Below are 19,805 nucleotides of genomic sequence, written 5' to 3' on the forward strand. Positions count from 1 at the left end.
AGATGAGACGTGAGGATATAAAGCATATTATAGAATCAGTAATGTTTGCATATGGAGAACCAATTAGTATAAAAGAGTTAAACTCTATAATAAATGAAGAACTTTCTCCAAAAGAAATAGAATATATGTTACATTCTTTAAAGGAAGAATATAAAGAAAGTAATAGAGGTATTCAGATTATAAAACTAGAAAGTAAGTACCAGATGTGTACAAATAAAAAATATGCAGACTATATAAAAAAAGTCCTTGAACCTAAGAGAAAGAAAACTCTAAGCCAGGCAACATTAGAAACTTTGACTATTATAGCCTACAAGCAACCAATAACAAAGGTTGAAATAGAGGATATAAGAGGTGTAAAGTGTGATAAGGTACTTCAAACTCTTTTAGAAAACGAACTTATAAGAGAAGCAGGAAGGCTAAATAAAATAGGAAAGCCTATAATATATAAGACTACAGACGAATTTTTAAAATTAATTAATATAGAGAGATTAGAAGATTTACCTCCTATAGAAAATTATGAAAGTATTGAGATTCAAAATATAAATGAATAATTAGGAAATAGCTTAAAACTAAAATTTAAGCTATTTTTTTATGCAATAAATTCTTATAAAAAGTATATATAAGTACATTTTAGAAAATAATAGTAACATGAAATATAATGAACTATTTAATATTTATGTAGTTATAATTTTAATACTTTCAATTATATATATCATTTATAAATCGAAACTTAATATAATATTCTCAATAGATATACATAATAGTGATTTTTTAATAAATTTAAATATAAAGTATTTATTTAACTTATTAAATATTAATATACAAATATATCCCCCTAAAAAAAGAAAAACTAAAAATAAAAAAAGAAATAGTAAAAAAGAAAAGGAGAAAATTAAAAATAATAAATTTAAGCTTTTGAAAAATGACATAGTAGGTATTTACATATTAGCAAAGCATATAAAACTAAAGGAATTCTATTCAGATATAAGATTTGGAAGTGAAAATATTTATTTTACTTCATTTATATACGTATTTATAAATAGCATTTATGGAATCTTAATAAATATAATACAACCACAAAAAGTATATTTAAATTGTAGTCCATGTTTTACAGAAAGTTATGCAAAAGTAAATATAAAAATACATATAGCTCCTCATATAAAAGAACTAATTAAAATAGGTAGAATTTTGTTTAAAATTTATAGAAATAATAAGGATGGTGTTAATAATGAGAGCAACAGGTTCAATACAAAGTCTTATGGAAACAACTCTTGAAACAATTAAAGGTTCTATAGATGCTAATACAATAGTTGGTGATCCTATACAAGCAGAAAATACTGTAGTTGTACCTATTTCTAAGGTGACTATAGGCTTTGGTATAGGTGGAGGTGAGTATTCAAAAGGATACGATAAAAGAAATGATAGTAAAGTTGATAGAGAAATAAATGACACTAATTTTGCTGGAGGAAGTGGAGGAGCTATTTCTGTTCAACCAGTTGCATTTGTAGTTGTAGAAAATGGAGAAACTAGACTTATGAGCCTAGATGATAATATAAACTTAGTAGATAATATATTGACTATTACACCTAAAGTTATAGAGAAAATACAAAAAATATCTAAGGACAGAAGTAGTAAGAATGATAAAATAAATAAAAAATAAATTTAATTTAAAAAATACTTTTTATAGAGTATAATAAAATAGTATAATGACATCTATAAATGAAATTTAGATAATTTGGCACTGGGGTGAGTATATGTCTGAAATAAATTTAGCACAACTGCTTTTACAAGACGTTGAAATATTTAATAATATGTTGAAAAATATTAACAAAGAAAGATCTAGAGAAACTAAAACATTCACAGAAAGACAATTTTTTGTTATGTTAAAAATATATAAACATAAAAAGATGGAGCTCAAAAACTTAAGTAAAGAACTAAATGTATCTACATCTAGTTTATGTATCTTATTAAATAAATTAGTAGAACAAGGTTATGTTTATAGAAAAGAAGATAGTAAAGATAGAAGAAATACTTTTTATGGAATAACTGATTTTGGAGAAGAAACTATTAATATAGAAATGCAAACAATATCTTTAATAATAGAGTCAAAGTTTAAAAAGCTAGATTTACAAGATAAAAGAATTTTAATAGAATCTTTACAAAATATAAAAAGTATTGCTGATAAGTATATACTAGTAAATCAATAGATTAAATATAAAAGGATTATGTTGAAATTATTATAAATTTAAACATAATCCTTTTATATTTAGTAATATACAATAGTAAAAAAAAGTAAAAAATAAGTAAAAATAGGAAATCGTTATTGTAATGATAAATTCTATATGTTACTATGAAATTAATTAAAATGAGATAATTGTTAGGGGGAAATATAGTGATAAAAGTCAATGAATCAAGTAAAATATTTAGTTTAAATACTAAAAATACCCAATATGTTTTTGGAATAGATAATGAAGGTCTACTAAGACATTTACATTGGGGGAAAAAAATAAATAATGAAGATGAATTAGATATTGAAATATTAAATGAAGTTTCAACAAATGATCCAGTATATGAAATTACTCCAGAGGAGTTTCCTGTATACGGTGGATTAAGGTATAAAGAGAACTGCCTAAAAGTTAAGTTTGCTGATGGTACTCGTGATATAGTCTATAAATATGAAGGTTATGAGATAGATAATGATAAATTAATAATTAAATTAAAAGATAAATACTATAATTTAATTATTAATTTATATTATAAGGTTATAGAAAAGCAAGATTTAATAGAAAGATGGGTATATGTAAGTAATAATAGTAATGAAGATATTGTTATAGAAGAGATATATAGTGCGCAATTACATATACCATATGAAAACTTAAGATTTTCAAATACTCATGGTCACTGGGCTGCAGAACAACAAAAATTTACTCAGAACGTTAGCTATGGTAAAATATATATAGAAAATAGAAGAGGTATATCTGGACATAATCATAATCCATACTTTATACTAGATAAAAATGCAACAGAAACAAGTGGAGAAGTATTTTTTGGAGCACTTAGATTAACAGGTAATTTTAAAGGTATAATTGAACAAACTGCTTATGGAGAAACCTTAGTGCAAATGGGATTAAACCCATATGATTTTGAACTAAGTTTAAAATCAAAAGAAAGTTTTACAACACCATCTATAATTTGTGGTTATAGTGATTGTGGATTTGAACGAATGAGCCATAATTTACATAATTTTGCAAAAGAAAATATTTTAAGAAAAGGTCTTAGACCTGTTCTTTATAACTCATGGGAAGCTACAGAGTTTGATGTTAAATGTGATGAACAAATTAAACTTGCAAAGGTAGCTAAAGAAATAGGAGCAGAACTTTTTGTAGTGGATGATGGTTGGTTTGGAGAAAGAAATGGAATACATAATGGTTTAGGCGATTGGTATGTAAATGAGGAAAAATTCCCTAATGGTTTAAATCAGCTTATAGAAGAAGTTAAAAACTTGGGAATGAAATTTGGTATTTGGGTAGAACCTGAAATGGTAAATCCATTATCAAAGTTATATAAAGATAACCCTGATTGGATATATAGTTTTGATAATAGAGAAAGAACTACTTCAAGAGGTCAGTATGTATTAAACATGACTAAAAAAGAAGTTAAAGAATATGTGTATAATACGTTAGATGAATTATTATCTAATTATGATATAGATTATATAAAATGGGATGCTAATAGACCTATATCTGAGCCTGGTGCTAAAAATTTAGGTGATAATGAGAAAAACTTATGGTATGAACATATACAAGCAGTATATGATATAGTTAAAAATCTTAAAGAGAAACATAAAGATGTTTTATTTGAAGCATGTGCATCTGGTGGAGGAAGAATTGATTATGGTATACTAGGTATATTTGATGATTTTTGGACAAGTGATAATACTGATGCTTATGATAGGTTATTTATACAACATACTTACTCTCAAATATATCCAATAAAAGCTATGAGATCTTGGGTTACAGACTGTCCTAACTTCTTATCTCAAAGAATAATACCTTTAAGATTCAGATATCATAGTGCGATGATGGGAACATTAGGTATTGGATCAAATATATTAAAGTATAGTAAAGATGAAATTGAATTATCTAAAAACATGATAGAAGAATATAAAAACATACGTCATATTGTTCAAGATGGTGATTTCTATAGGTTAGAAAATACATCAGAAAATGACTATCATAACTTTGAATATGTAAATGATGATGAAGCTTTATTATTTGTGTTTTTACCTCAAAGTAAAGTAGGACATAGACCAGTTAGAATAAGACTTAGAGGGTTAGAAGAGGATAAAATGTATGAATTTAAATATAATGGTGAAATGATAGTTAAGTCTGGAGCTTATTTAATGAACTATGGTTTAAAAATACATTTAAGAGGAGATTACCAAAGTGAATTAATTTACTTAAAAAGGAGGTAGTTAAGTGGCTACGTTAAAGGAGATTGCTAACGCTGTAGGGGTGTCTGTAGGAACGGTGTCTAGAGTTTTAAATCACGATAGCACTATAAGTGTTGGAGATGATACTAAGATAAAAATATTTGAAGTAGCAGAAGAAATGCAATATAAAACCTTAAAACAAAGGAAAACAAGTAGTAAGATAAAAAATAATAAGCTTAGAGTTGGTATTGTTGAAATGTATAATCATAGTCAACAACTTCAAGATCCATACTATCTACTTCTTAGAAGTGTTGTAGAGAAAGAATGCTTTGATAATGAAATAGAAGTTGTTAATTTATATAAATATGATGAAAATGAGTATAGATATATAAGTGAAGAAATTCTAAATGGAATAATTGCTATAGGAAAATTTACTAAAAGTGAAGTTTCTATGCTTAATGATATTTGTGAAAATATAGTATTTTTAGATTCTTCTCCTGATGAGCAGATGTATGACTCTGTTAAGGTGAATTTTAAGTTAGGAACACAAAAAGCTCTAGACTATTTAATAGAACTTGGACATAAAGAAATTGGGTATATAGGAAGTTCTAAAACACTAGATGACAAAAAAGAAAAAAATCTTGATAATAGATTAAAATTCTTTATGGAATATACAAAATCTAAAGGACTATACAAAAAAGAGTATATATTAGATACAAGAGAAATGACTGCAATGGATGGATACGAGGTTGTTAATAACTTTATAGAAAATGGCGAAAATATGCCGACTGCATTTTTTGTAAGTACAGATACCATTGCAACAGGTGTATTAAAAGCTTTATATGAAAATAACATAAGTGTACCAGATGATGTTAGTATAATAGGATTTAATGACTTAATTGCATCTCAACATACTATACCACCGCTTACGACAGTAAGAGTACATATAGAAAATTTAGCAAGTGCATCAGTAGATTTGATTTTAGAGAAGATAAATAAAAATAGAAAATACTGCAAAAAAGTAATAATACCAAGTGAGCTTGTAATTAGAGATAGTACAAATACAGTAAAAGTGAATATAGACTAAAAGGTGGATAACATAATGGATAATATATCAAGTGAAATATTATACAAAGATGGATTTTTTAAAGGAAATAATGATTTAGATATATACTATAGAGGTTATGCTGTCAAAGAAAGTAAAGCAACCATAATAATATCTCATGGATTTTGTGAAAGTGTAGAGAAATATAGTGAACTTATTAGATTTTTTAATGAAAACAACTTTTCAGTATACGCATTAGACCATAGAGGACATGGAAAATCAGGTAGGTTAGGTATAGATAAGCATCAGATTAATGTAGAAAAATTTAATTTTTATATAGATGATTTTAAAATATTTTTAGATACAATAGTTTTAAAACATTTAAAAGATGAAAAGTTATTTTTATTTGCTCATTCTATGGGTGGAGGAATAGGTGCATTATTTCTAGAAAGATATACTGATTATTTTGATGCAGCTATATTAAATTGTCCTATGATGGAAATTGAAACTGGAAACTATCCTCCTATATTGAGTAAGATATTATCAAATATTATATGTAAAATAGGTAAAGATAAACAATATATATTTGGTCATGGTCCATTTAGTAAAAAATCAGATTTAAATTCCTCTGGAACTAGTTGCGAAAAGCGATATAATGAATATTTTAATAAACAAATAAACTATGAACATTTGCAAACATCAGGAGGATCTTTTAATTGGCTAAATCAGTCTTTAAAAGCAACGAACCAATTGATAAAAAAAGATAATGCAAAGAAGGTAGAGATACCAGTATTATTATTTCAAGCTGGAAGAGATACCTTTGTTAAGCCAGGAGGGCAAAATAAGTTTGCTAAGTTTGCTAAAAATTGTACACTAATTAAGATAGATGACGCAAAACACGAGATATATTTTGAACAGGATAGAATTCTGAAACCTTATCTAGAAAAAGTTATTGATTTTTATAATAAAAACTTAAGTGTATAAAATAATAAATACGTAAAAAAAGAGTAGTAGTTTTAGTTATTTTAACTAATAATTATTACTCTTTTTTTATATTAAAAAACTTTATGTATTTAATTATTATAGTAAATCATGTTTAATATATACAATAATACATATTATATACAATATGTAGATGTGGTAAAATTTACAAATACGTCTTTTATTTAAGTATAATTATACTTAAATAAAAGAAATAATATATAAAAATAAAAATATGATGAAAAAAATATAGAAAAAATTTACTGAAAAGTATAGCAAATGTTTTCCTTTTCTGTTACTATATATATGAAAACGATTACTAATCGAAGGGGAGATTGAATATGGGTAAATTAACATTTAAAGAAAAATATTCTTATGGAATAGGAGCGTTAGGGAAAGACTTAGTATATGCAATTGTGTCTACATATTTAATGATTTACTTTACAGATGTTGTTGGTCTAAAACCAGCATTTGTAGGGACACTTTTCTTAGCGGCAAGATTATGGGATACAATAAATGATCCTATGATGGGTATGATAGTTGATAATACTAGGACGAAATGGGGGAAATTCAGACCTTGGATTTTTATAGGTACAGTATTAAATGCAGTAGTTTTAGTATTTTTATTCAGAAAGCCAGATTTAGAAGGAACTTCATTATATGTTTATTTTTCAGTAATGTATATACTATGGGGAATGACTTATACAATAATGGATATACCATACTGGTCAATGATACCAGCATTATCAAGAAATAAAGAAGAAAGAGAAGAGATTTCAGTTATACCGAGAATATTTGCAAGTACAGCTTGGTTAATAATAGGAGCACTTGGTATTTGGATAGTAAAAGTACTTGGTGGCGGAGATGCAGTTAGAGGGTATGGTAAGTTTGCATTTATAATAGCTATTATATTTGTAATTTCAAGTTTAATAACTTGTATCAACGTAAAAGAGAGAACTGAAACACCTAAGAATGCAGAAAAAGTAACATTTAAGCAAACGTTAAACATAATAAGAAGAAATGATCAATTAGTAGTATTTATAGGTATAGTTTTAGGTATGAATTTAGTAATGCAAATTTCAGGAGGAACGGCTATATATTACTTTAAATATGTAACAGGAGATGAAAATTTATTCTCATTCTTTACTACATTTGCAGGTTTAGCTGAGATAGCTGGATTAATGTTATATCCTATTTTAACTAAAAAAATAGGAAGAGAAACAGTATTTAAAATAGGTGGGATATTACCAATAGTAGGATTTATACTATTATTAGTTGCAGGATACATAGCGCCACAGAATATAGTATACATAGCTATATCTGGAATTGTATTGAAATTAGGAAGTGGATTATTATTAGGTTCTACAACTGTAATGCTTGCTGATGTTGTTGACTATGGACAATTTAAATTAGGAACTAGAAATGAAAGTATAGTATTCTCTGTACAAACATTATTAGTTAAGTGTGCATCAGCTGTAAGTGGATGGTTAGTAGGAGTAGGTTTAGATATGGTTGGATATGTTGCAGGTGCAGAGCAAACTGCAATGACTATATTAGGTCTAAGATTCTTAATGGTAGGTGTACCAATAATATCAGCAATAGTTATGTGTACTATATACGTGTTTAAGTATAAATTAAATGGAGAATATCATGATAATATATTAAAATCTTTATCTAATAAAGAAAGTGAATTAAACATGGCAGAGTAATAAATGGAAAGAAAAAGATTTCATATATTTAAAAATGTATGAAATCTTTTTTCTTTTAATAAAATCATAAATATAAAAGAAAAGTAAAAATAAGTATAAAAAATAAAAATTTTACTAAAACTATTTACAAAGAAAAGTATATTTTATATTCTTTAGATAAGAATGATAATTAAGGGGGATTTAGTATGTATTTAGGTGTAGATTATTACCCAGAACACTGGGATGAAAATATGATAGATGATGATTTGAATAATATATTAGAATTAGGTTCTAATGTAATAAGAATAGGTGAGTTTGCATGGCACATGATGGAGAATGTAGAAGGAAACTATGACTTTACATACTTCGATAGAGTTATAAAAAAAGCGAAAGAGAAAAATCTTAAAGTTATATTTGGAACGCCAACAGCAACTATGCCAGCATGGTTAGCAAAAAAATATCCTGAAGTTTTATCTGAATTTGAAGATGGAAGTAAAAGAGTTTTTGGAGGTAGAAGGCAATATTGTTTTAATAGTAGAGTTTATAATCTTTACTCAGAAAAAATAATAAGAGCTTTAGCTAGCCATTATAAAAATGAAGATCAAATAGTAGCATGGCAAATAGACAATGAGTTTGGGCATGAAGGTAGTGATGTATGTTACTGTAATGAATGTAAAAGAGAATTTAGAAATTATTTAAAAGAAGAATATAATAATGATATAAATAAATTAAATGAAATTTGGGGGACTATATTTTGGTCTCAAACATACAACGAATTTGATGAAATACCAGTTCCAGTTAAGACTATAACGACTCATAATCCAAGTCTTCGTATGGAATGGGAAAGATTTAGATCAGTAAGTATTGAAAAATATGCAAAGATGCAAGTTGAATTACTAAAAGAAATATTAGGCGAAGACTGTGTAGTACTTCATGATTTCTCTGGAGGGTATTTTGATAAAAGTTATGATTTCTCAAAGGTAGCTAAACATATTGATGTAGTAGCTTATAACAATTATCCAGTTTGGGGAGGACAAGCACAACCAATACCTCCATATGAAATAGCCTGTGGACTTGATTTTATGAGAGGTGCTAAAAAGCAAAACTTCTGGATAACTGAAGCTATAATGGGAGCTCAAGGTCATGATGTTATAGGATATCTTCCAAGACCAAGACAAGCTAAAATGTGGTCTTATCAAGGGATTGCTCATGGATGTAGCTCACTTATGTATTTTAGGTATAGAGGAGCTACAAAAGGTGCTGAGCAGTATTGTTATGGAATACTAGACCAGGATAATACTAAAAGAAGAAAGTTTTACGAAGTTCAAAGTTTATTTAATGAAATGAAGGAAAATGAAGAATTAGTTGAATCAAAAGTAGAAGCTAAGGTTGCCATAGTATATGATTATGAATCAATGGCATCCTTTAGAATTCAACGACAAAGCTTTTTAATGGATTATAAAAATGAAGTATATAGAATGTATAGACCATTTTATGAAAATAATATAAATATAGATGTTATACCATCTGATTCAAGTTTTGACGAATATGATATTTTATTAGTTCCAGTTATGATAGTTCATAAGCCTGAGGTTCAAGCTAAGATGAGAAAATTTGCAAAAGAAGGGAAAACTGTAGTATTAAGCTTTAGAAATAGTGTAAAAGATTATTATAATAATTTAACGTTAAATGAATTTAATCCAACTAATTTTACTGACTTTATTGGAGGATATGTTGAAGAAATTGAATCATTCCAAGGAGAACAAAAAATAACAGTTAGTGGAGTTAATGAATTTAATGGTATAAATGGAACTGCTACAGTGTTTAGAGATTTAATCAAAACAACTTCTGCGAAAACTTTATTTAACTATGATGATGAGTTCTTTCCAGGATTAGCGGCAATAACGTTAAATAATTATGAGGGTGGAAATGTTTATTACATAGGTTCTGGTGTTGATGAAACTATAATGGATAAATTAGTTGAAAAAATATTATCTGACTCTAATATAGAGGTTATAAAATCTCCTAAAGGAGTAGAAGTAGTAAAGAGAACAGTAAATGATGAAGTTAAATATTTTATTATGAACCATACTGATAAAGTTCAAACTTTAGGAAATATAAACTTAAAGCCATATGATGCTTTATTAGTTGATAGCATATAGAAAAAAGTAGGTACTAGTTAAGCTAGTACCTATATTATTATATATAGATATATAAAATAATATTTATATATATTTAAGTTTATATTAAAGTATAGTATATATAATATTAAAAACATTTAATATAATTATAGTTATATTAAATTGTGGATTTAAAAAGAATATTAACAGATTTATATAAATATAGAATATTATAAAATTTGGAGGATGAAATGTTAGAGGTTATAAGAAATAGACGTTCTATAAGAAAATATAACAATAAAAAAGTAGAAGAAGAAAAGGTAAAAGAAATTTTAAAAGCTGCTATGCAAGCTCCATCATCAAAAAATTCAAGTCCATGGGAATTTATAATTGTTGATGATAAAAATTTAATCGAAAATTTATCTAAAACACATCATAGGGCTAAGCATATAAATGGAAGTCAAGTCTGTATAGTAGTATTGGGTAACAAAGAAAGGTTTATAAAGGCTGGAAAGTGGATACAGGATTTAGGCGCATGCACTCAAAATTTACTTTTAGAGGCTGTTAATCAAGGATTAGCATCATGCTGGGTTGGAGTATTTCCTAAAAATAAAAGAGTTGAGTATGTAAGATCAATTTTAAATTTGCCAAATAAGTTTGTTCCATATGCATTAATTCCTTTAGGATATAGTGATGAGAAGGTTGAATTTATAGATAAATTTGATGAAAGCAAAATTCATAGAAATTTATATAAAGGTGTGTAAATGGAAAATATTCAAGTATTTAAGGATATTAAAGATGAAAGTAAGATTGAAATTAGCAAGATATTAAGTGAGCGGGTTTTAAAAAGAAAAGAAATTTTATTCAATGAAAGAGATGAATTAGATAAGTTATATTTTTTAAAAGACGGAAAGATATCTATTTTTAAAATGAATGAAAGTGGAGAAAGAAAAATAATATTTATTCTTAAAAAAGGTGAGATGATAAATGAGATACTTATAGATAATATAAAAACATCCTCTATAGGATGTGAAGCATTTGAAAAATCAACTATATTAGAATGTAAAACTTCTGATTTTATAAAAATTATGAAAAATGACTTTAACCTTACTAAAAATATTATGCTTCATATCCAAAATAAAAATAGACGTTTATATAGACAAGTTAAAAATTCTATTTCAATTCGTATTGATAAAAAATTGGCAGCTAAACTCTATCGATTGGGAAGAGAATTTGGTATTGAAAAAGGAGAATGGACTCTTATCAATATGAATCTAACAATTACTTATATAGCAGATATGTTAGGATGCAAAAGAGAAAGTTTATCTAGAGCGATGAAAGTATTGCAAGATGAAGATTTAGTAAGGGTAGATGGTAAGAAAGTATATGTTAGAAAAGAAAAACTTTCTACATATTTTAAAACGACATAATATATGAGCTACTTTGTAACTGATAGTAAATATTTAAATTGTATACTTTATTATTGGTTATGGAGTGGCTTTTTATTTTACAAATTGTGATATTTATCACAGACTTTTTATAAGTGAAGATGTTAATATTTATTTAACAAAGTCTAGGAGGAATATCTATGAAAATAAGATTAGATAAATCAAGTTTTGATGATGGATTAAAATTATTACAGTCAGAGTATAAAATACTAGCTCCTGTAACGACATCATTCAAAGGAACTTATTCAGATACGGATTTAACGAAATATGAAGAAATTAATAGTATAGATCAAATTGATTTTAATAAGAAATCAAATTTCTCAGCAAAAGAAGTTATACTTCCGATAAACCAAGTTCTTTTTTATTTTACTGAGAAAGAATATAAGGAAAGTGAAGTAGAAGATAAAAAATTACTTGTATTTTTAAGAGCATGTGATTTAAACGGAGTAAAAAGATTAGATGAAATATATCTTAATAATGGAATTGAAAAAGATTATTATTATAAGAGAATAAGAGAAAAAATAAAGTTTATTCTTATAGGATGTAAAGAAAGTTTTAGAAATTGTTTTTGTGTAAGCATGGGATCTAATAAAAGTGATGATTACTCAATTGGGTTAAGTATAAGAGAAAATGAAATATACTTAGACATAAAAGATGAAGAGCTTAATGTATTTAAAGGTAAAGAAACTGATTTTGTAATTGATTATGTTAAAAATAACACAATATCTGTAGAAATACCTGATAATTTAGAGTCTATAGCCATAGCTAAACATCCAATGTGGGATGAATATGATTCTAGATGTATAGCTTGTGGTAGATGTAATTTTGTATGTCCAACATGCTCATGTTTTACAATGCAAGATATTTTTTATAAAGAGAATGAAAATGTAGGTGAAAGAAGACGAGTATGGGCATCCTGTCAAGTTGATGGTTATACAGATATGGCAGGAGGGCATTCTTTTAGAAAAAAACAAGGAGAGAGAATGAGATTTAAAGTTATGCATAAAATACATGACTTTAATAAGAGGTTTGGGTATCACATGTGTGTAGGTTGTGGAAGATGTGATGATGCTTGCCCACAATATATATCATTTTCTGAATGTATAGATAAAGTAAATGAAGCTATATCAGTGAAAGAGGAGGTAAAATAAATGAATCCATATATACCAGTTTCTTCAAAAATAATAGACATAATAAAACATACAGATATAGAGTGGACATTTAGGGCTAGATGCAATACTGAAAACGTGCTTCCTGGAAAGTTCTATGAAATATCGATACCTAAGTATGGAGAAAGTCCTATATCAGTTTCAGGATACGGAGAAGATTATATAGACTTTACTATAAGAAATGTGGGTAAGGTTACAAGTGAATTATTTAATTATAAAGTTGGAGATGACTTTTTTATAAGGGGACCTTATGGAAATGGATTTGATATAAATCTATATAAGGGAAGAGAAGTTATAGTTGTTGCAGGTGGTAGCGGATTAGCTCCTGTAAGAGGAATCATTGAATATTTCTATAATAATTTATATAAATGTAAAAGTTTTAAATTAATAGCGGGATTTAAGTCTGAAAAAGATATATTATTTAAGGATGATATAAGAAAATGGAACGATAAATTAGATGTACTAATAACAGTGGACAGTGCAGAGGACAGCTACTCTGGAAATATAGGATTGGTAACTAAGTATATACCTAATTTAGATATAGAAGATATTGATAATACTTCAGTAATAGTAGTAGGACCTCCTATGATGATGAAGTTTACAGTAGGAGAGTTTTTAAAACGAGAATTAGATGAAAGTAATATATGGGTTTCTTATGAAAGAAAAATGTGCTGTGGAGTAGGTAAATGTGGACATTGTAAGATGGATGATACGTATATATGTATAGATGGACCTGTGTTTGACTACTCTTATGCTAAAAATCTTATGGATTAGGAGAAGATGTTATGATAAGAGATATAAATACTAAAAAAGTAATGAAGAATGCCTATAGAATTACAAAAAATAAATATGAAACTTCTCTTAGAGTTAGAATACCAGGAGGTTGTGTTGATCCAGAAAGTTTAATGATAGTGTCTAAGATAGCAAATGAGTATGGAAATGGTCAAGTTCATATAACAACAAGACAAGGTTTTGAGATACTTGGTATAAGTATGGAAGATATGGATGAAGTAAATAAATTAATTCAACCAGTAATAGATAAGATGGATGTAAATCAAGAGGAGAAAAATAAGGGATACTCAGCAGCAGGAACTAGAAATATATGTGCTTGTATAGGTAATAAAGTCTGTCCAAAAGCACAGTATAATACAACTGAATTTGCTAAGAAAATAGAAAAAGCAATATTTCCGAATAATTTACATGTAAAGGTAGCATTAACAGGATGTCCAAATGATTGTATAAAAGCTAGAACGCATGATTTTGGTATAATTGGAATGACATTACCTTTATATGATAAGAATAGATGTGTATCATGTGGAGCTTGTGTAAAAAAATGCAAAAAACTTTCTACAGGTGCATTAAAAATGGAGAACTATAAAATTATAAGAGATCATGATAAATGTATTGGATGTGGAGAATGCGTACTTAATTGCCCTACATCAGCATGGACTAGAGATTCTAAGAAATATTATAGATTAGCTATAATGGGGAGAACAGGAAAGAAAAATCCAAGATTAGCAGAAGATTTTTTAATATGGGCAGACGAAGAGTCTATAATAAAAATAATACGTAACACATATAAGTATGTTACTGAATATATAGATACAAATGCACCAGGTAGAAAAGAGCATATTGGATATATTGTTGATAGAACTGGATTTATGGAATTTAAAAAGTGGGCACTAGACGGAGTAGATTTAGAGGATATAGTTAAAGTAAGCGAAAATATTTACTGGAATGGAATAAGATATTAATAGATTTTTACTTATACAAAAATACCTTAAGAATATAATTTTTTCTTAAGGTATTTTTTATTTGGTTAGATTAACGAAAGTAAAAAAATATACAAGTAAAAATAAGTAAAAAACTAAATATTTTTACTAAAAATGGTGAAAACGTTATTGTAAGCCTTTATTTACTGTGTTATGATTATATCATAATAATAAATAATTGGAGATAAAGGGGAGGTAAAAATGAAAAATAGAATGTTAGAAATGTTTACTAAAGTTTATGGTGAAAGAGAAGGATTAAGAGTATTTTTCTCACCAGGTAGAGTTAATTTAATTGGAGAGCATACTGATTATAATGGGGGAAATGTATTTCCTTGTGCATTAAGCTTTGGTACATATGGAGTAATAGCTTTAAGAGATGATAAAAAGGTTAGAATGTATTCAGATAATTTTAAAGATTTAGGAGTTATAACTTTTGATATAGATGAATTAAAAAATGAAAAATATCATGATTGGGCCAACTATCCAAAAGGCGTTATAGATGTATTAAGAAAGCATGGTTATGATGTAAAGCAAGGATTTGATATGGTTGTATTTGGAAATATACCAAATGGAGCAGGGTTATCATCATCCGCATCCCTAGAACTTTTAATGGCTGTTATGATGGATGAAATATTTAAATTTGACATAGATAGAGTTAAATTAGTAAAATACTGTCAAGAAGCTGAAAATAATTTTATAGGTGTTAACTGTGGCATAATGGATCAATTTGCTATAGGTATGGGAAAAGAAAAAAGTGCAATATTATTAGATTGCAATACTTTAAATTATAAGTATAGCAAAGTAGACCTAAAAGATGAAGTTATAATAATAGCTAATACAAATAAAAGAAGAGGATTAGCTGATTCTAAGTATAATGAAAGAAGAAGTGAGTGTGAAACTGCATTATCTGAACTTCAAAATAAATTAAATATAAGATCTTTAGGAGAGCTTACTGAAGAAGAATTTGAAGAAAATAAAAGTCTTATAAAAGATGAGTTAAGAATAAAGAGAGCTAAGCATGCTGTATATGAAAATCAAAGAACATTAAAAGCTGTAAATGCTTTACAAAATAATGATATAGAGACTTTCGGAAAGCTTATGAATAGCTCACATATATCTTTAAGAGATGATTATGAAGTAACTGGAAAAGAGTTAGATACACTAGTTGAATTAGCGTGGAACCATCCAGGGACTGTAGGCGCTAGGATGACTGGAGCTGGATTTGGTGGATGTACAGTATCTATAGTAAAAAAAGATATGCAAGATGATTTTATAGAAACTGTAGGAAAAGGATATAAAGATGTAATAGGATATAATGCAGATTTCTATGTTGCAAATATAGGAGATGGAACTAGAGAAATATAAATATATATTTAAAGTTAATGGAGGTAAAAATATGATATTAGTTTGTGGTGGTGCTGGTTATATAGGTAGTCATGCAGTAAGACAACTTATTGATAGAAATGAAGAAGTTATAATTGTAGATAATTTAGAAACAGGTCATAAGGATGCAATACATCCAGATGCTAAGTTTTATAATGTTGATATAAGGAATGAAGAAGAATTAGACAGAGTATTTGCTGAAAATAAAATAGATGAAGTTATACATTTTGCTGCAAACTCTTTAGTAGGAGAAAGTATGACAAATCCTCTAAAATATTTTAATAATAATGTTCATGGAACAGAAATACTTTTAAAAGTTATGATAAAACATAATGTTAAGAAAATAGTATTTTCTTCAACAGCAGCAACATATGGAGAACCTAAAAATATACCAATACTTGAAACTGATCCAACTAATCCAACAAATGCATATGGAGAAACTAAGCTAGCTATGGAAAAGATGATGAAATGGGCAGATGTTGCTCATGGAGTTAAATACATATCTCTTAGATACTTTAATGTAGCTGGAGCACATGTAAGTGGAGAAATAGGAGAAGACCATAGTCCAGAAACTCACTTAATACCATTAATACTTCAAGTACCATTAGGTAAGAGAGAGTTTATTTCAATATTTGGTGATGATTATGATACTCATGATGGTACATGTATAAGAGATTATATACACGTAACAGATTTAGCAGATGCACATATACTAGCTGTTCATAAGTTAAGAGAAGGTTGTGATAGTAACATATATAACTTAGGCAGTGGAAATGGATTTACTGTAAAAGAAATGATAGAAGCAGCAAGAAAAGTTACAGGGCATCCAATACCTGCTAAAGTATGTGAAAGAAGAGCTGGAGATCCTGCAAAACTTGTTGCAGCATCTCAAAAGGCAAGATGTGAACTTGGGTGGGAACCTAAGTTTGAAAATGTTGAAGCAATGATATCTTCTGCATGGAATTGGCATCAAAATCATCCAGATGGTTTCTTAAAATAAGACATTTTAGGGGTGAATATAAATTTCTTTCATGCAACGAAAGGTGTTGTAATTGTCAGTGAATTTATATTTCACCCCGTTTGATTATTTATTAAAAATAAGTTTGAAGTGTATTTTAAAGGGGGAAAGATTATGAATATTAATATATATATAGAATTTGAAAGGCTTGTTAATTATGGATTAAGACATAATTTATTTGAAGAAGAAGATAAGACTTATATAAGAAATTCTCTTATAGAACTTTTTAAATTAGATGAATATATATTTGAAGAAGTGGATGATGAGAATTTAGAAAATGTCACTCCTATACTTAATAATATATTGGATTATGCATTTGAAAATGGTATTTTAGAATCTAATTCATCTGTATATAGAGATTTATTAGACACTAAGATAATGAGTTTACTTATGCCTAGACCTTCTCAGGTTATAAAAGAATTTAAATGTAAATATAAAGACGACAAAAAAAGTGCAACTGATTATTTTTATAACTTAAGTAAAGCATGTGATTATGTTAGAACAGATAGAATTGCACAAAATATGACGTGGAAGACGTCTACAGAATATGGAGATATAGATATAACTATAAATTTATCTAAGCCAGAGAAAGATCCTAAGGCTATAGCAGCAGCTAAAAATATGAAAAGTGCATCTTATCCAAAGTGTTTATTATGTAAAGAAAATGTAGGTTATGCAGGAAGAGTTAATCATCCAGCTAGACAAAATCTAAGAATAATACCTTTTAATTTAAGTAACGAAGAATGGAATTTACAATACTCACCATACTCTTATTATAATGAGCACTGTATTGTATTTTCAAGCGAACATGAACCAATGTTTATAAGTAAAAAGACTTTTGATAGAAATCTAGAATTTGTTGAAAAATTCCCTCATTACTTTATAGGATCTAATGCAGATTTACCGATAGTTGGAGGATCTATACTTACTCACGATCACTATCAAGGCGGAAGATATGAGTTTGCTATGGCAAAAGCTAAGGACGTATTTACATTTGATATAAAGGGATATGAAAATATAAAAATATCTATGATAAAATGGCCTTTATCTGTTGTTAGAATAAGTGGAGATGATAGAAGGGAACTAAGTGAATTAGGAGAAAAAATCTTAAGTCATTGGAAGAATTATTCTGATAAAGAAGTAGATATACATGCTTATACGGATAAAACACCACATAATACTATAACTCCAATAGCTAGAAAAAGAGATAATAAATTCGAGTTAGATTTAGTATTGAGAAATAATAGAACTAGTGAAGAACATCCAGATGGAATATTCCATCCTCATAAAGAGCTTCACCATATAAAGAAAGAGAACATAGGACTAATAGAAGTTTTAGGACTTGCAGTATTACCAGCAAGATTAAAAGATGAATTAGCTAATATAAAAGAATGCTTACTAGATGATTCTAAGGCCAATATAGTTGAAGATGATGATAATTTAAGAATACATTTAGAGTGGTTTAATGAAATAAAGTCAAAATATAATGAAATAAATAAAGATAATATTGATTATATAATAGAAGATGAAGTTGGATTAGTATTTAGCAAAGTATTAGAACATTGTGGAGTTTTCAAATGGGATGATGATGGGAAAAAAGCAATGGAAAAATACATGAACGATTTAAAACTATATGTAGAAAGTTTAGTAGGTGAAATGTATGAAATGTGTTAAAACTTTACTAAAAACTGTAGATAATAAAGATATAATTGCATATAATGTAAAATTTCCAAGTGGATTTGAATTTGAAATATTAAATTTAGGTGGAATTATAACTAAAATAAAAACCCCAGATAAATATGGAAATATTGAAAATATAGTAGTTGGATATAAGAATATAGAAGATTATATTATAAATCCTTTTTATTATGGAGGAATTATAGGAAGAACATCTGGAAGGATTTGTGAAGGTAAAGTTATAATTGAAGGAAAAGAGTACCAATTAAATAAGAATTACACTATGCATCAGGGACATGGTGGAAATATAGGATTTAGTCATAAGATATGGAATGTAGATGTTATAGAAGATAATGACAATGTAACTTTAAGATTTATATCAAAGTCTTTAGATAGAGAAGAAAACTATCCTGGGAACTTAGATGTATGTGTTACTTTTAAAATATATGAAGATTACAAAATAGAGGAAATATATGAAGCTATAAGTGATAAAACAACTTTAATTAACATGACAAACCACAGTTATTTTAACTTAAGTGGAGATATAAAAAGAACTATTACACAATGCAATCTTAAGGTAGATAGTGATGAAATATTAGAATTAGATAATACTTGTGTTCCAACTGGTAAAAAATTAACTGTAGATAATACACCATTTGATTTTAGAAATTTAAAAAACATTGGAAAGGATATAGATAATGATCATGAACAAATAAAGATTGGTAATGGTTATGATCATGTATTTTTATTAAATGATGGAAAATCTATTTATATAGAAGAACCTATATCACAAAGAACAATGACTATAAATACAAATCAAGATTCTGTTGTTATATACACTATGAATTATGATGATGAACTAGTATCCTATACTGGAGAGAAAGCTAAGAGACGATATGGAATATGCTTTGAAACTCAAGCTCCACCAATAGGTAGAAATATGTGCTTTATAGAAGATTCTATAGTAAATAAAGATGAAAAATATATACAAAAAACTACATATACTTTTGATATAAAAAAATAATAAAAAAGAGCTATGGTATAAATAAATTATACCCTAGCTCTTTTTTAT

18 protein-coding genes are annotated in these 19,805 nt (G+C 27.3%); all 18 read left to right on the forward strand.

Annotation, left to right across the window (positions count from 1 at the left end; genetic code table 11):
* Positions 1–2 precede the first annotated feature (2 nt).
* The 18 genes from scpB (at position 3) to I2A66_RS01640 (ending at position 19,757) form a co-directional block, all read left to right on the forward strand.
* Positions 3–551, forward strand: coding sequence for an SMC-Scp complex subunit ScpB (scpB, locus tag I2A66_RS01555; RefSeq protein WP_122638216.1), 549 nt, complete (start codon positions 3–5; stop codon positions 549–551).
* 364 nt (positions 552–915) lie between these two features.
* A complete protein-coding gene (locus I2A66_RS17040) occupies positions 916–1,275 on the forward strand; it encodes a DUF2953 domain-containing protein (protein WP_243238626.1) in 360 nt (119 codons plus the stop codon).
* Positions 1,229–1,660 (forward strand): GerW family sporulation protein, encoded by a 432-nt coding sequence (gene ytfJ, locus I2A66_RS01565; RefSeq protein WP_164488935.1) that lies wholly within the window; start codon positions 1,229–1,231, stop codon positions 1,658–1,660. The genes I2A66_RS17040 and ytfJ overlap by 47 nt, the downstream gene beginning before the upstream one ends.
* Before the next feature lie 94 nt (positions 1,661–1,754).
* The gene (locus tag I2A66_RS01570) at positions 1,755–2,207 is read left to right on the forward strand and encodes a MarR family winged helix-turn-helix transcriptional regulator (protein WP_147515537.1); all 453 of its coding nucleotides are present in this window, start codon (positions 1,755–1,757) and stop codon (positions 2,205–2,207) included.
* A 185-nt stretch (positions 2,208–2,392) separates the two neighbouring features.
* Complete coding sequence (locus tag I2A66_RS01575; RefSeq protein ID WP_207734708.1) at positions 2,393–4,474, forward strand: alpha-galactosidase; 2,082 nt, start codon at positions 2,393–2,395, stop codon at positions 4,472–4,474.
* Between the two features lie 4 nt (positions 4,475–4,478).
* Positions 4,479–5,519, forward strand: coding sequence for a LacI family DNA-binding transcriptional regulator (locus I2A66_RS01580; protein WP_122638213.1), 1,041 nt, complete (start codon positions 4,479–4,481; stop codon positions 5,517–5,519).
* 15 nt (positions 5,520–5,534) lie between these two features.
* Positions 5,535–6,461 carry an alpha/beta hydrolase gene (locus I2A66_RS01585; protein WP_122638212.1) on the forward strand — a complete coding sequence of 309 codons (927 nt, stop codon included), beginning with the start codon at positions 5,535–5,537 and terminating at the stop codon, positions 6,459–6,461.
* A 338-nt stretch (positions 6,462–6,799) separates the two neighbouring features.
* A complete protein-coding gene (melB, locus tag I2A66_RS01590) occupies positions 6,800–8,167 on the forward strand; it encodes a melibiose:sodium transporter MelB (RefSeq protein WP_147515536.1) in 1,368 nt (455 codons plus the stop codon).
* A 185-nt stretch (positions 8,168–8,352) separates the two neighbouring features.
* Entirely contained in the window at positions 8,353–10,308 is a 1,956-nt protein-coding gene (locus I2A66_RS01595) for a beta-galactosidase (protein ID WP_147515535.1), read from the forward strand.
* 209 nt (positions 10,309–10,517) lie between these two features.
* Positions 10,518–11,030, forward strand: coding sequence for a nitroreductase family protein (locus tag I2A66_RS01600; protein ID WP_147515534.1), 513 nt, complete (start codon positions 10,518–10,520; stop codon positions 11,028–11,030).
* Positions 11,031–11,696 (forward strand): Crp/Fnr family transcriptional regulator, encoded by a 666-nt coding sequence (locus I2A66_RS01605; protein WP_122638208.1) that lies wholly within the window; start codon positions 11,031–11,033, stop codon positions 11,694–11,696.
* 158 nt (positions 11,697–11,854) lie between these two features.
* Positions 11,855–12,865 carry an anaerobic sulfite reductase subunit AsrA gene (gene asrA / locus I2A66_RS01610; RefSeq protein ID WP_122638207.1) on the forward strand — a complete coding sequence of 337 codons (1,011 nt, stop codon included), beginning with the start codon at positions 11,855–11,857 and terminating at the stop codon, positions 12,863–12,865.
* Entirely contained in the window at positions 12,866–13,657 is a 792-nt protein-coding gene (gene asrB / locus I2A66_RS01615; protein ID WP_122638206.1) for an anaerobic sulfite reductase subunit AsrB, read from the forward strand.
* A gap of 11 nt (positions 13,658–13,668) precedes the next feature.
* Complete coding sequence (gene asrC, locus I2A66_RS01620; RefSeq protein WP_122638205.1) at positions 13,669–14,637, forward strand: sulfite reductase subunit C; 969 nt, start codon at positions 13,669–13,671, stop codon at positions 14,635–14,637.
* Between the two features lie 219 nt (positions 14,638–14,856).
* Positions 14,857–16,020, forward strand: coding sequence for a galactokinase (locus I2A66_RS01625; RefSeq protein WP_122638204.1), 1,164 nt, complete (start codon positions 14,857–14,859; stop codon positions 16,018–16,020).
* 31 nt (positions 16,021–16,051) lie between these two features.
* A complete protein-coding gene (galE, locus tag I2A66_RS01630; RefSeq protein WP_122638516.1) occupies positions 16,052–17,038 on the forward strand; it encodes a UDP-glucose 4-epimerase GalE in 987 nt (328 codons plus the stop codon).
* Positions 17,039–17,170: 132 nt separating this feature from the next.
* On the forward strand, positions 17,171–18,730 hold the full coding sequence (gene galT / locus I2A66_RS01635; RefSeq protein ID WP_122638203.1) for a UDP-glucose--hexose-1-phosphate uridylyltransferase: 1,560 nt from the start codon (positions 17,171–17,173) through the stop codon (positions 18,728–18,730).
* Entirely contained in the window at positions 18,717–19,757 is a 1,041-nt protein-coding gene (locus I2A66_RS01640) for an aldose epimerase family protein (protein WP_122638202.1), read from the forward strand. The genes galT and I2A66_RS01640 overlap by 14 nt, the downstream gene beginning before the upstream one ends.
* Positions 19,758–19,805: the final 48 nt, after the last annotated feature.

The sequence above is a fragment of the Romboutsia sp. 1001713B170207_170306_H8 genome (genome assembly GCF_015550495.1).
Classification (GTDB): domain Bacteria; phylum Bacillota; class Clostridia; order Peptostreptococcales; family Peptostreptococcaceae; genus Romboutsia_E.